This window comes from Paraflavitalea pollutisoli, from assembly GCF_029360705.1.
GTDB lineage: Bacteria > Bacteroidota > Bacteroidia > Chitinophagales > Chitinophagaceae > Paraflavitalea > Paraflavitalea pollutisoli.
Genome location: NZ_JARKMX010000002.1, coordinates 309,531 through 322,613, shown reverse-complemented (window position 1 = coordinate 322,613; position 13,083 = coordinate 309,531). Strand labels below are relative to the sequence as shown.

Below are 13,083 nucleotides of genomic sequence, written 5' to 3'. Positions count from 1 at the left end.
TTGTTTGAAAATGCCCAGGCTTGAGAGCAGGGCCGGTGAGTCCCAGTGGGAAAAGGAGGCCCGTTCATGCAAAGAACCGGCTTTTGCGCACCCCTGGCTTGATTGGCAGATGGTCATGCAGGAAGCTTGCAGCGTAGTGGTAATGCTTATCTTTGCGGCATGCAAATACAGGATGACCTGCAGACCCGCTGGTGGACATTGGAAGCCAGTCTGGTGGAGCGATTTGGAAAGAAACCCGATCTGGAAACCGTGTTGTTCCTGATTGGTATCCAGGAGTTTGGGGATATTAAGCCCAAATTTACAAAGGAACAGAAACAGGATCTGATGCATATAGCCGTCTGTCATTTATTATCCCAAAGCGGATATTATGAACTGGCAGCAGTCGATGAAGACGGATGGCCACATTTCAGTCAGCTGAAACCCCTGCCCGAGCACAATATGATAGAGCAGGAGAATTTTCTAAAAGACCATATATTACTATATTTTCAACAAAACGGCTTTCAATAACCGACTAGCTGCCTGACGGCTATTCCTGCAATCAATTCGCTCCATGTATAAAGTAATATTCCCGGCATTGACGCTGGTCATGTCTGTTGCCTGTAATCCACGTCTGGGCAATGGACTACGCAAAAAAGACCTTCGGAAAGATGTGGAAATGGTAACCGATAAAGGTACCATGATCATACGGTTGAGCGACAGTACGCCCCTCCACCGGGATAATTTTCTAAAATTGGTCAAAGAAGGATTTTACGACAGCATTATCTTCCACCGCGTGATCCGAAACTTCATGGTGCAGGCGGGCGACCCTAATACCAAGCACCCGAAGCCAGGTGAGACTTATGGCGATGGTGGACCAGAATATACCGTCCCGGCCGAGTTCAGGACCAGCATGTTCCATAAAAAAGGAGTTGTAGCGGCTGCCCGTTCAGGCGATGACACCAATCCCCAAAAGGCCAGCAGTGGAGCACAATTCTATGTGGTACAGGGCAAGATATTTACGGACGCCGGTCTCGATTCTGTGGAACGCTTCAGGCTCAAGGGGCGCAAGTTGCCACCGGCTCACCGCGAAGTATACAAAACCCTGGGTGGCTCACCGCACCTCGATCAGAACTACACTATTTTTGGCGAAGTCATCAAGGGGCTACCGGTAGTGGATAGTATTGCCACAGTACCCACAACCGGCCGGGATGGGGGTGATCGTCCGTTACAGGATGTGCGCATCATTAAAGCCAGGCTGGTAAAGAGAAAGTAATCGGACTTTTCCCTAATATTGCAGGCAAAATTCAACAGCATGAACATTCCGGCGAATCTCCGCTATACGAAAGACCACGAATGGGTGTTACTGGAAGGCACTACAGCAACAATCGGTATTACAGACTTCGCACAGCGTGAGCTGGGTGATATCGTGTATGTAGATGTTCCGACGGTGGGAAAACCCCTCCAGGCAGAAGATGTATTTGGTACTGTAGAAGCGGTAAAGACGGTGTCTGACCTGTTTCTGCCAGTGGCAGGTACCATCACCGAGCTGAACAGTGACCTGGAAAGCGAGCCCGAACTGGTTAACAGCGACCCCTATGGCGACGGCTGGATGGTCAAACTGACCGTTAGCAATCCTGCCGATGTTGCTGGTTTGCTGGACGCTGAAGCCTACGGAAAATTAATTCAGGGTTGATAAATCCAAGGATACTAGAATCTCGTTTATAGAAGAGTGGTTCACGCCACTCTTTTGTTTTTAGTTACATTGAGCTACGCTTTGGGTACAACACATTGAACACCATTCCTACATATTCAGAACAGGAACTGGTATCCCTGCTTCGTAACAGGGATAATAAGGCTTTTGGTTATCTCTACGATCACTATTCGGGCGCATTATTTGGTATCATTTTGCAGATTCTGAACGATTCCGAGCTTGCCAGCGACGTTTTACAGGACGTATTCGTCAATATCTGGCGGAAAATAGACAGTTACGACTCTACCAAGGGCCGGCTGTTTACCTGGATGCTGAACATCGCCCGAAATGCTTCAATCGACACCATTCGGTCCAAGAACTACCAGAACGAAAAGAAAAACCAGACTATGGATTGCCAGGGAGATGGCGCACAGGTGGCGTTGATCACCCAGGTGAATGTAGATAATATAGGATTCAGGAAACTCCTGAATTTATTGAGGGAGGACCAGCGCTCCCTGATAGAACTGGCCTATTTCAAAGGTTACACACATGAGGAAATTGCGGACATGGAGAACATACCGCTAGGCACTGTAAAAACACGTATCAGAAGTGCATTGATTCAACTAAGGGGATTATTAAAGTGAATATCAAAGATTACATATCAAGTGGCATAGTACAGGAGTACGTATTGGGATTGACCAATGCTGCCGAGTGCCGGGAGTTTGAGGAGCTCCTGGTGCAACACTCCGAGTTGCGTGCCGCATGCAGGAAATTCGAGGAAGAACTCGAACGGAATGCACGCAACAATGCGGTAGTACCACCGCGACAGGTTAAGGACGGATTTTTAGAAGCTATTCAAAACCCTTCTATAAGTCAATCTAAAGTCAACAACATGCAACAAGAAAATGCACCTGTTCAACGCGGCGGTAGTCAAAGATTTATGGCTGCAGCTACGGTAGTACTGTTAGTCGCCTGTGGCTGGTTTGCCTATCGCTCTTACAACCAATCCGCCGAATTGAAAGAGTCCCAGGCCACCAGCAAAGACCTGCAGATCCGCCTCGATTCTGCCGAAAACACCCTCAACAAGATCATCGATGAGCAAAAGCTGATCAAAGATCCGAACGTTACGGTGGTCAATATGGTCGGCTCACAGGCCGCGCCCAAATCATCGGCCAATGTATTCTGGGATACAGCTTCCGCTTCTGTATTCCTCATGGTCAAGAACATGCCACGCTTGCCTTCAGAGCAGCAATATCAGCTATGGGCATTGATCGATGGCCAGCCACAAAGCCTTGGCGTATTCGACTCACTCCAAAACAATGTTGTATTGAAGATGAGTAATACCAAGAAAGCCGATGCATTTGCCATCACCATCGAGAAAAAGGGTGGTAATCCTTCACCCACCCTGGAGAAAATGCAGTCCTCCGGACGAACAAAAGCTCCCTTGTAAATTCATCTTGTTAGAAAACATTTCAAAGGTTTTGCTGCAGTTGATGCGACTCGGCAAAACCTTTGTTTTTATGCATGGATTTGAACTATCTTTCGGTCAGTATGCGCGCATTATTAAGAAGACTTTGCACCAGGAAATATCTTCCCGTTATCTGGACCCTGATCACCATTGTATTATTATGTTTGCCAGGATCTTCCATACCAGGTGACGGTATCCAGTTTTTCGAAATACCCCATTTCGATAAAGTCGTTCACGTTATACTTTTCGGTGGAATTGTTTTTTTCTGGGGAGCCCATTACGCCAACAAAAAACCGCAAACAGGCAATTGGACCAGGCTGGTCATAATCCTCACTTTTTTGAGTAGTGCCCTCGGAATTGTCCTGGAATATGTACAATTATACTTTATTCCCCAACGAAGCTTTGATCCCGGTGATATTCTCGCCGACACAGGAGGTGCCCTGGTAGCGGCTGCCTGGCTCTTGTATTTGTATCCCAGAAGTTTATTTAGGAATTGAACTACAGTTAGTTGCAAAAAAAATGGCCCTTGTAGAAACAAGGGCCGTAACCAAAACTAACTGCTTATGAGAAAATTGACTGCTTTATGTAAGTCTTTTATAATAATCTTCAACTATTGTAACGCAAATCCGGTGCCATTAGTATGATCCCCGCCGTTAAAGAAGGTTTAAAACGAAACCGCGACTTGCTTAAAATATTGTCTGTGAAAGAGCGTGTCGTTTGACATCACAAAGGAACGACCCCTGCGTTTATTTTCCACTCCCTTTACAGATTTTTTCAAAATGTTAACATTCAGATGCGCTAAAATCAACATTCTATAGGTTATTTTAACTACCTGACGTACACGCTTCTATTAAAAGAATATTAAACTTAATCGATATGGGTGCTTAGCGGCCGAATAATCCCTTGACAGAGTCCATCAAACCGCCGCCGCCCTGACCACCGGAGAACATGGCCATCGCATCCTGCAGGTCTACATCACCGTCACCATCCTTGTCAAGGCCTCCCTGGGTAACCTTCCCCAGCAATCCCTGAATATTGACGCCTTGTGATTTACCACCTGATAACTGATTGAAAATACCTTGCAGATCAAAACTGCTGTCGGCCGGATCATTGGTCTTGCTGACCAGCTTTTGCAATACCTGGGGGATCAGGTTGCCCGCAATACCGCCAGCCGCCTGTTGATCCAATCCAAACCGGCTCATCAACTGCTGGATCACATTGCCCGACAGGTTCTGTACCACCGGGTTGTTACCCGAAGGAGCTTCCTGACCGCCAAATAACTTCAGCACATCTTTGAGCCCGCCAGAAGCCAACATGCCTTGCAGCCCACCAGCGATAGATTCACTGGTAGCAGCGATTGCTTCTTCATTGCGCTCATTAGGAACCGTAGGATTGTTGATAATAGCATCGCCTGCCTGTTCGCGTACCAGGTTGATTAGATTGTCTAACATAAACGTTGTATTTAGATGATTAAGCCAATAACGTTATGCTGGGGCAGGGGGTGCAGCTTGGCAAGAGCAGAACCTTAGTTCTGCTTGGCCATCTTTTCTGCATTTTCTGCAAACTGCAGTGCGTCGATGAACTCCTGAACGTTTCCGTTCATGACATCATCCAGGTTATACACCGTCAACCCAATGCGGTGATCGGTAACACGCCCCTGGGGATAGTTGTAGGTGCGGATCTTGGCACTCCGGTCGCCCGTACTAACCAGGCTCTTCCGGTGACGGGATATTTCATCTTCCTGCTTGCGCACCTGCTCTTCGTACAACTTGGTACGCAGCATCTGCATCGCTTTTTCCCGGTTACCCAGCTGGGTACGCTCGGTTTGGCAGGTAACCACGGTACCTGAAGGTAAGTGGGTGAGGATTACTTTAGTTTCTACCTTGTTTACGTTCTGACCTCCGGCACCACCGCTTCGGGCAGTTTCCATTTTCACGTCGGCATCCCTTACTTCTACGTCTACTTCTTCCGCTTCGGGCATCACCGCCACAGTGGCCGCTGAAGTGTGTACCCGGCCAGATGCTTCTGTATCGGGTACCCGCTGTACCCGGTGTACACCACTCTCAAATTTGAGGGTCCCATATACGTCGTCGCCAACAACTTCCAGCTGTACTTCTTTGTATCCACCCGCTGTACCCTCGGTTTCGCTCAGCACAGCTGTTTTCCAGCCTTTGCGTTCGCAATAGCGCAGGTACATACGTAAGAGGTCGCCGGCAAACAGGGCGGCTTCATCACCACCCGTTCCACCCCGGATCTCCAGGATGACGTTCTTCTGGTCCTGCGGGTCTTTTGGTATCAGTAATTGACGTATTTCAGCTTCCAGCCTATCTTTCTTTTCTTCCAGCCCGGGCAGTTCTTCCTTCGCCAGCTCACGCAGCTCTTCGTCATTGCCCCGCATAGCTTCCCGGTAGCTTTCCAGGTCGTTCAACACTTCCTTATATTGATTATGGGCCAATACGATCTTTTCAAGGCCACGGTATTCCTTGCTCAGTTCGGTAAACTTCCTGTTATCGCTTACAATAGCAGGGTTGGTCAATGATACACCCAGATCCTCAAAACGGGCCTTGATCGCTTCCAGTTTGTCTAACATGTTTGCTGTATTTTTACGAATCCTGAAAGGCGGTTGGCGTCAGCCAACAATTACCTGTTCAGAAGGTTGTTTTCCTGGTTATAAAGGCTTGCAAAGTTAATCGTTTCAAAGTTCACATGGGGTACAGAAAATTCAGCGCACCACAAATATTTACCGGCAGCGAGCTGCGGGAAGCATTGGTTCTGATCACTGATGCAGATGGCCGGGTCGAGGCACTGGTTGACCGGCAGGAAGCCGGCGACGATGTGCAATATTGGGACGGGATATTGACACCCGGATTCGTCAATGCCCATTGCCACCTCGAGCTCAGTCATATGAAAGACGTGATCCCCGCAGGCAGCGGGATGATCGATTTCCTCTTAGGGGTCATGGGACAACGTGCAGTGCAGGAAGAGCTTGTTTTGCAAGCCATTGAGGCAGCTGAGACCGCCATGCGGCAGCAAGGCATCGTGGCGGTAGGAGATATTTGCAACACCGCCTTTACCCTTCCCCAAAAGCAGGCCGGTCGCCTGTATTACCAGAATTTTATCGAAGCCACCGGTTTCCTGGATGCCACCGCCGCCGCGCGATTTGCCGCGGCAGAAACGGTCTACCACCAGTTCCGGGCAGCTGCGCCAGCCGTCACCAATCGCTGGGGGGCCAATAGCTCCATCGTGCCTCATGCACCCTATTCAGTGTCACCCACCTTGTTTGGCCTTATCGCCATCAGTCAGCCGCATGGCCTGCTCACCCTGCACAACCAGGAAAGTGAGGCGGAAGAACAATTTATGCAAACCGGCCAGGGAGGCTTTAACCGTTTGTACGAAACGCTCGGGCTGGATATTGCTTTCTACCAGCCTCAGGGCAAAACGAGCCTGCAAACCACCTTACCCCGGTTTCTTCCCAACCAGACCGTGTTGCTGGTGCACAACATAACCACCAGTGAAGCCGATCTGCAATTCCTGGAAGAAGGTCGCCAAGCCGGCAGCCTTCCCGAAGTGCATTTTTGCCTTTGTCCCAATGCTAACCTATATATCGGCAATGGCCTGCCCGACGTGCACCTGCTGCTGCAGCACGGGGTCAACCTGGTCATCGGCACCGATAGCCTGGCCAGCAACCACGCCCTGGACATGGCTGCTGAGATCAACACCCTGCGTCAGCATTTTCCCCAGATACCATTACAAACCTTGCTGCAATGGGGCACGCTGAATGGCGCTATCGCACTGGGCATTGAAGACCGGTTTGGGAGTTTTGAGCCGGGCAAACAGCCAGGCGTGGTGATAGTGAGTGAAGACCTGTCCGTGGCCAGGCGTGTCGGTTGATGATCGCGCAGCACTTAGTGTATTGTGTCCCAGGAATGTCAATTCATCGAGGCTACCTGCGCTCGGCCAGAGTTACCCCAATACTTCCTGCAGCACCGGTAAGGTCTTCATTGTGCCGAAGTCGGCCACATGCAAAGCATAGAAGGTTTGATAAGCTTGCATCAAAGTGCGCCGCGTTTCCTGGTTGAGTCGGATCTCCTTCAGTTCATGTGGCTGCATCACCCGCAGTAATTGAGAGGTAATATAACTGTACTGTCCCTGTAAAAAATAAGGGTGTATAGGATGCTCGTGCACAAACTCCCCCTCCTGCAGGTCGAGGTAGGGATGTTCTTCCGAATAATCATCGCTGAACCGGAAACCAAGAAATGTAGTAAGGTGCAGAGCAAAGAACAAACCGAAATTGGCAGTGACATAATCTTCTGCACTATCCAGGTGCATGAAGGTATCCTCGATAAAATGAAACAGGTCACTGTTGGCCTCCGGCTGCTTCAGGGTTTTCTGCAGCAATTCGATCATGTAGAGCGCAACCGAGTTCTTGATCACATTGAAGAACAGGTGCTGGTAGATATACGACCAGCGGTATTCTTTGAGCCTTTGCAGGTTCTTCAGGTCATTGTGGTATACCACCAGGTCGAGTATGGCCGCCGGTTGAAACAGGTTGGCCTTGCCGGGACCTTTCTTGGTGGACGTTCGCACACCATTTACCAGGTAAGACTGCACACCAAACAGCTCCGTATAGATGGTCACGATGATGCTCGTGTCACCATACTTCACCGTTTTCAAAACAATTCCTTTGGTGGACTGGATCATTTTTGTACAAATATGATTTTGGCAACTGCCTTTTCCTGTTTGTTGTCGTCGCTGATCAATACCAGGTACACGCCGGTTGAAATAGATTTACCCCGGTAATCCTTTCCGTTCCAGACTGCCTGGCCACCCTGGGCCCGCGTTTGGTAAACCAGGCGCCCATCCAGTTCGGCAATCTTCACAATGGCATTGTTCACAACTCCACGGATGGCGATGGTGCCGGTATACCCCGGCGGCACAGGATTGGGAAAAACGAGTACGCTGCTATTGGTACTGCCGCCTTCGGTGGCAGTAGACCGGTACGAACAAATCCCCTTATCAGTAGCGAAGAACACTTCACCGGTTTGACCGTCGATGGCAATCTGCAAAATGTCATTGCTCAGCAGCGGGCTATTCTCTGCGGTGAAGCGCGCAATGGTGGTTGAACCATCCGGACTGATCAGCCAAACGCCGTTTTTGGTGCCGATCCATTTGCGGTCGGCGCCATCTATCGCTATACTTTGCACCTGCTCGCCACTAAACAGATAGCCGGCAAAATTGTCCTGCTGCACTACCGGGAGTATCGCTTCGCATCCGTTTGCAGTAAATACTTCTCCCGGACATTGTACAATACCAATACCTCGGCTGGTGCCAATCCAGATAAAGCCATTTTTGTCGCTTGCCACCGATAGTACCTGGTTGTCGGGCAGGTTGCCATTGCCACGGCCATTGCGGTACCACTTCCACCGGTCGTCGCCGGCATTATCGACCGACTGACCATGGTTGAAACAAAGCAGCCCATTGCCGTTGGGAGCGATGATCCATTTCTGATCATAGTCGTCTACGATCAGCGGCCCCACCGCATTTTCGGGTATCGCATAAGGTACGAAAAAAGATTGCCAGCTACCGTCCTTTTTTCGCATTACCAGGGGCTTCCGTGCACCGTAATTCGCGATCCACAATTGCTGCTCCCGGTCAAATGCCAGACCGCCTACGCGGTAACTGCCGGGGTATCCGTCAGCCGGCTGCAAACCGGTATTTTGTTTGAACACGTTAATGCGGCCATCGGTTTGCCGTTGCAGCAAGCCGCCGCCGAATGAACCAGCCCAAACACTTTCATCGATGGGGGCGATGGTCAGCGATACCAGGTCTGGCAGGCTGTCCAAAGCGGGCAGGGTAGTGTAGTTGACATTGGTCCAGCTGTCATTGGCCAGGTTGTACAAACCATTTGTATTGCCCTGTGGCAACCAATTGGGTGATACGCTGCCTGCAGCAGCCCATAGGGAGTGATTCAATACCTGCAGTGGGCCCGTGGCGATGCCCCGGGGAGAATTGGGCACGAAAGACTCAAATTGATTGGCCGCATAACGGGTCAGGCCGGCCAGGCTGTCGGCGATCCAGTAGTAGCCATCTGCTTCGATGGTTTGTCGTGGAGCCCTGGTATAGCGGGCATCGCGGATCGTTTCGAGCACCATGCCCTGGGGGGAAAGAACAGTCACCCGTCCCTCCACGGCCGACTGTTCACTCACCAATAGTTTGGCGCCTGCGGGGTCGATATGCTGAATGGTTTGGTCGCTGCTGTAAAATAACTGCCATTGGTCGTTCTGCAGTACATACAAGGAATTGTTGTGTAGCACAACGAGGTTGTTTTGAAAGAGGGCGGCTGCGTCGACCGGTCCGGCAGGAAGTCCATTGTTGCCGGAAACCAAGGTCCAGTTACGAAAATCGGCCAGGTTGCTGTTGTTGATTCGCCCCCTTTTGAGGCCTTCCTGGGTAGCGGCATAGAGAAAATTAGCATCGGCACTCAGGCTGGTGATGGCCACCTGTTGACCATTTTGCCCGATCACGTAGGTGTCCTTGACTTCTTTTTTGGTGAGGTCGATGGCGATGATGCCCAGCCCGGTGGCCAGGTAAGCGAGGCCGTTGCGGATTAAAATCTGATGAATAATCTTGTCGCCGACGATCGGTGATTGACGGATCGCGTCGATAGAAAACAGGCCGTCAGCATCGAGCAGGTCGACCCGGCTGTTGGTATAGCCAATCACCACCATGGTGGCATTTGCGACAAAGGCGGTGATCCCGGTTGCGGAGAGCCCGTTGGTTTTGCTGAACCGATCAACGGAATGATCGTCTGTACCAAGGGAAAACAGGCTAAAGGGAGTCGCGCACCAAACCTTGTCGTCGGTGCCGGCTACAGCGATGGCGGAGTGATAGGGGAGGTGATCCCGCCACTGTCCGATAGGGGCTATTTGCCCCCGTAAAACGCAGGGCAGGAGCAGCAGCAACAGGTATGAAAAAAGGGCTCTGAAAGGCATATTGCATTCAAAGTTAATTGAATGGCCGCACAGATTTAAGACGGGAAAACTTCTGTAATCCCTGCAAAGTATGTTTCTTTGCCTCGCCCGCCCTGGTGGGGCTCGATGGCCGATGATGGCCGGCGAGCAGGCCACAATACCAGTCATGCATCGAATGGTCCTGCATGGTTGACCATATCCCGGTGCCTGAAATATACTGTAGGCTGGGTTTTGCTCGTTATTATTCTTCATTAAATTGTTGATCGCTCATGTGGGGAACCCTCGCTCGATTTATTCTTCGATTCCGCTGGTCGCTGTTGGTCGTGCTCCTTGGTATTACTGCTTTTATGGCCTGGCATGCCAGCAAGGTGCAATTGAGTTACGAATTTACCCGCGCCATCCCCACCGATAACCCCAAGTACCTCACCTACCAGGCCTTCCGCCAGCAATTTGGCGAAGATGGCAATATGGTGATGGTGGGTGTGCAAACCGATAAGCTGTTTACGGAAGCCGTTTTCAATGATTATGTCCAGCTGGCGGCCGACCTGAAAAAAGTGCAGCACGTAGAAAGCGTGCTGAGTGTACCAGCCGCCACCAACCTGCGCCGCGATTCTGCCGGCGAAAAGCTGGATGCCGTTCCGGTATTCCCGCCCGGTAAATTATCACAGGCTACCCTCGACAGCGCTGCCGCCGTATTCCACAGCCTGCCTTTTTACCAGGGCCTGTTGTACAATCCCACCACCCACACGTACCTCATGGCCATTGGGGTCAACAAGGAAGTACTCAACTCCAAAAAGAGAAATGATGTGGTCGCCGACATCGTCGCCGTAGGCGAGGCTTTTGGTAAAAAACATTCCATCGACATGCACTACAGTGGCTTGCCGCTGATCCGCACCAATATAGCTACCAAGGTTGCCCGGGAAATGCAATGGTTCCTGCTGGGCTCTGTGATCTTGTCGGCTGTTCTGCTGTTGGTCTCTTTCCGCAGCTTTAGCGCCATGAGTATGTCGCTGGCGGTGGTGATCATTGGTGTATTGTGGAGCCTCGGTACCATGGTGCTGATGGGCTACAAGATCACCATCCTCAACGCCCTCATTCCACCGCTGGTGGTCGTGATCGGCATTCCCAATTGTATTTATTTCCTCAACAAATTCCATACAGCCTGGAGCGATACTGACCCTTCCCTGGAGCTGAAGGCCAGGAAGCAAAAGGCGCTGACAGAAATGATCAGCCGTATGGGTATCGTTACCCTGTTCTGTAACATTGCTGCAGCTATTGGCTTTGGTGTATTTGCGCTCACCAAAAGTGCGGTATTGAAAGAGTTTGGCTTCGTAGCAGGCATCAATATCATGGCGCTTTTCTTCATTTCGGTGATCCTGATCCCAGTAGCCCTGAGTTTTCTGCCTGCCCCCAAACCCCGCCACACCAAATACCTCGACAATAAATGGATGCTGTCTGCACTGGATCGTCTCGAGATCTGGTCGGTGGGGCATCGTAAAACGATCTATGGCGTAACGGCCCTGATTATGGTCGTGGCGGTTGTCGGCATCTTCCGCCTCAAGTCGGTGGGCTTCATGGTCGATGACCTGCCCAAGACGGATAAGATCTATACCGACCTCAAGTTTTTCGAAAAGAACTTTAAAGGCATCATGCCGCTCGAGATCGTAGTCGACACCAAACGCAAGAATGGACTGCGGGCCAATATGCTGCAGACACTCGCCAAGATCGACACCCTTTCCACTTATATCAAAGAACAGCCCGAAATGGCACGCCCCCTTTCGATTGTAGAAGGCTTGAAGTTTGCCCGCCAGGCATACTACGATGGGGATAGTGTGCAATACGGACTGCCCACCAGCTTCGACGTCGGTTTTCTGGCGCAATACCTCAGTGCCAAACCGGAAGACAGCACCGCCAAACAGAGTACATTCAATAAAGTCGTTCGATCTTATATGGACAGCACCCGCCAGCGTACCCGGGTCACGGTCAACATGGCCGATGTGGGTAGCAAACGCCTGCCGGAGCTGATCAGCAATATCCAGGCGAAAAGCGATCAGCTGTTCGATACCACCCGTTATAAGGTCGAGTACACAGGCACCACGGTCACCTTCCTCGAAGGCAGTGCCTTTATCATCAATGGACTTAAAGAAAGTATTGCCTGGGCTTTTCTGTTGATCGCCTTGTGCATGCTCTACCTGTTCCGTTCGGTGAAGATCCTGTTGTGCTCACTCGTGCCCAACGTTATTCCGCTGGTGATCACCGCGGGCGTGATGGGATGGACTGGTGTGGCCATTAAACCCTCCACCGTACTGGTTTTCTCGGTAGCCCTGGGTATCGCCGTTGATATCACGATCCGATTCCTGGTCAATTACAAGCAGGAGCTTTATAAAATCGAAAAGCCTGCCCAGGAAATAGTGATCGACACCATTCATAAAACTGGTATCAGTATCATTTATACGTCACTCGTGTTGATCGCAGGTTTCGTGATCTTTTGTTTCAGTGGTTTCGGTGGTACACAGGCCCTGGGTTGGCTCACGTCGCTCACCCTGGTACTGGCAACCCTTACCAATCTTATTTTCCTGCCCACCCTGTTGATGAGTTTTGTGAAAAAAGGGCGGAAATAGTAACGATTGCTTGCCGGTTTGCGAGGCGCTGAGTGGGAATAATAGGTATAAAGGCCTCCCGGGTTTCGGGTATATATCGCAATGGTCCACAATTTTAATGGGCAAATGGCGGTAGATACAGGCTGAATGATATCTTTATTATAGGAATGCCTGCGGGCAGACAAACCCAAATCAAAACCATATAGTATGAAAAGTAGCATGCCATCCTGTCCATCTGTCACCAAATTCCTCATGGAGGTACATTCATTTCTTAAGATTTACAACAAGCAGGGTTGTTGAAATCGGTAATACCGGATAACCCGTCTATACCCCCCCTTGGCTGAAAGGATATTTTCCGGGGAGCTGACCATTCAG

The 13,083-nt window shown here is 50.5% G+C and carries 12 protein-coding genes; 8 read left to right on the top strand and 4 right to left on the bottom strand.

All coding sequences use genetic code 11. The features are described from left to right. Positions 1-159 precede the first annotated feature (159 nt). The 6 genes from P2W70_RS06005 (at position 160) to P2W70_RS34415 (ending at position 3,634) form a co-directional block, all read left to right on the top strand. Positions 160-507, top strand: a complete 348-nt coding sequence (locus P2W70_RS06005) for a hypothetical protein (protein WP_276480531.1) — start codon at positions 160-162, stop codon at positions 505-507. A gap of 43 nt (positions 508-550) precedes the next feature. Beyond that, a complete protein-coding gene (locus tag P2W70_RS06000) occupies positions 551-1,252 on the top strand; it encodes a peptidylprolyl isomerase (RefSeq protein WP_276480530.1) in 702 nt (233 codons plus the stop codon). 39 nt (positions 1,253-1,291) lie between these two features. Further along, positions 1,292-1,672: a glycine cleavage system protein GcvH gene (gene gcvH / locus P2W70_RS05995; RefSeq protein ID WP_276480529.1), complete on the top strand. Its 381-nt coding sequence runs from the start codon at positions 1,292-1,294 to the stop codon at positions 1,670-1,672. 95 nt (positions 1,673-1,767) lie between these two features. Next, the gene (locus P2W70_RS05990) at positions 1,768-2,313 is read left to right on the top strand and encodes an RNA polymerase sigma factor (protein ID WP_276480528.1); all 546 of its coding nucleotides are present in this window, start codon (positions 1,768-1,770) and stop codon (positions 2,311-2,313) included. After that, positions 2,310-3,119 carry an anti-sigma factor gene (locus tag P2W70_RS05985; protein ID WP_276480527.1) on the top strand — a complete coding sequence of 270 codons (810 nt, stop codon included), beginning with the start codon at positions 2,310-2,312 and terminating at the stop codon, positions 3,117-3,119. Before P2W70_RS05990 ends, P2W70_RS05985 begins: the two co-directional genes overlap by 4 nt. Before the next feature lie 74 nt (positions 3,120-3,193). Beyond that, entirely contained in the window at positions 3,194-3,634 is a 441-nt protein-coding gene (locus tag P2W70_RS34415; RefSeq protein ID WP_420832385.1) for a VanZ family protein, read from the top strand. Between the two features lie 387 nt (positions 3,635-4,021). Here the strand turns inward: P2W70_RS34415 and P2W70_RS05980 are convergent, their stop codons facing one another. Continuing rightward, on the bottom strand, positions 4,022-4,588 hold the full coding sequence (locus P2W70_RS05980; RefSeq protein ID WP_276480526.1) for a hypothetical protein: 567 nt from the start codon (positions 4,586-4,588) through the stop codon (positions 4,022-4,024). A 74-nt stretch (positions 4,589-4,662) separates the two neighbouring features. Continuing rightward, positions 4,663-5,727: a peptide chain release factor 1 gene (prfA, locus tag P2W70_RS05975; protein WP_276480525.1), complete on the bottom strand. Its 1,065-nt coding sequence runs from the start codon at positions 5,725-5,727 to the stop codon at positions 4,663-4,665. A gap of 116 nt (positions 5,728-5,843) precedes the next feature. On the opposite strand from prfA, the gene P2W70_RS05970 reads away from it, so the two are divergent. Next, positions 5,844-7,028: an amidohydrolase family protein gene (locus P2W70_RS05970; RefSeq protein WP_276480524.1), complete on the top strand. Its 1,185-nt coding sequence runs from the start codon at positions 5,844-5,846 to the stop codon at positions 7,026-7,028. A 72-nt stretch (positions 7,029-7,100) separates the two neighbouring features. Here P2W70_RS05970 and recO read toward each other — a convergent pair whose 3' ends face one another. After that, positions 7,101-7,838 carry a DNA repair protein RecO gene (recO, locus tag P2W70_RS05965; RefSeq protein ID WP_276480523.1) on the bottom strand — a complete coding sequence of 246 codons (738 nt, stop codon included), beginning with the start codon at positions 7,836-7,838 and terminating at the stop codon, positions 7,101-7,103. Beyond that, entirely contained in the window at positions 7,835-10,129 is a 2,295-nt protein-coding gene (gene porZ / locus P2W70_RS05960; RefSeq protein ID WP_276480522.1) for a type IX secretion system anionic LPS delivery protein PorZ, read from the bottom strand. Before porZ ends, recO begins: the two co-directional genes overlap by 4 nt. Before the next feature lie 248 nt (positions 10,130-10,377). Here porZ and P2W70_RS05955 point away from each other — a divergent pair, with 248 nt between their 5' ends. Further along, positions 10,378-12,729: an efflux RND transporter permease subunit gene (locus P2W70_RS05955; RefSeq protein WP_276480521.1), complete on the top strand. Its 2,352-nt coding sequence runs from the start codon at positions 10,378-10,380 to the stop codon at positions 12,727-12,729. Positions 12,730-13,083: the final 354 nt, after the last annotated feature.

Coding starts and splice junctions, on each gene's coding strand:
- prfA (WP_276480525.1), bottom strand. CDS start 5,727: ATGTTAGACAAACTGGAAGCGATCAAGGCCCGTTTTGAGGATCTGGGT.
- P2W70_RS34415 (WP_420832385.1), top strand. CDS start 3,194: ATGGATTTGAACTATCTTTCGGTCAGTATGCGCGCATTATTAAGAAGA.
- P2W70_RS05970 (WP_276480524.1), top strand. CDS start 5,844: ATGGGGTACAGAAAATTCAGCGCACCACAAATATTTACCGGCAGCGAG.
- recO (WP_276480523.1), bottom strand. CDS start 7,838: ATGATCCAGTCCACCAAAGGAATTGTTTTGAAAACGGTGAAGTATGGT.
- gcvH (WP_276480529.1), top strand. CDS start 1,292: ATGAACATTCCGGCGAATCTCCGCTATACGAAAGACCACGAATGGGTG.
- porZ (WP_276480522.1), bottom strand. CDS start 10,129: ATGCCTTTCAGAGCCCTTTTTTCATACCTGTTGCTGCTGCTCCTGCCC.
- P2W70_RS05980 (WP_276480526.1), bottom strand. CDS start 4,588: ATGTTAGACAATCTAATCAACCTGGTACGCGAACAGGCAGGCGATGCT.
- P2W70_RS06000 (WP_276480530.1), top strand. CDS start 551: ATGTATAAAGTAATATTCCCGGCATTGACGCTGGTCATGTCTGTTGCC.
- P2W70_RS06005 (WP_276480531.1), top strand. CDS start 160: ATGCAAATACAGGATGACCTGCAGACCCGCTGGTGGACATTGGAAGCC.
- P2W70_RS05955 (WP_276480521.1), top strand. CDS start 10,378: ATGTGGGGAACCCTCGCTCGATTTATTCTTCGATTCCGCTGGTCGCTG.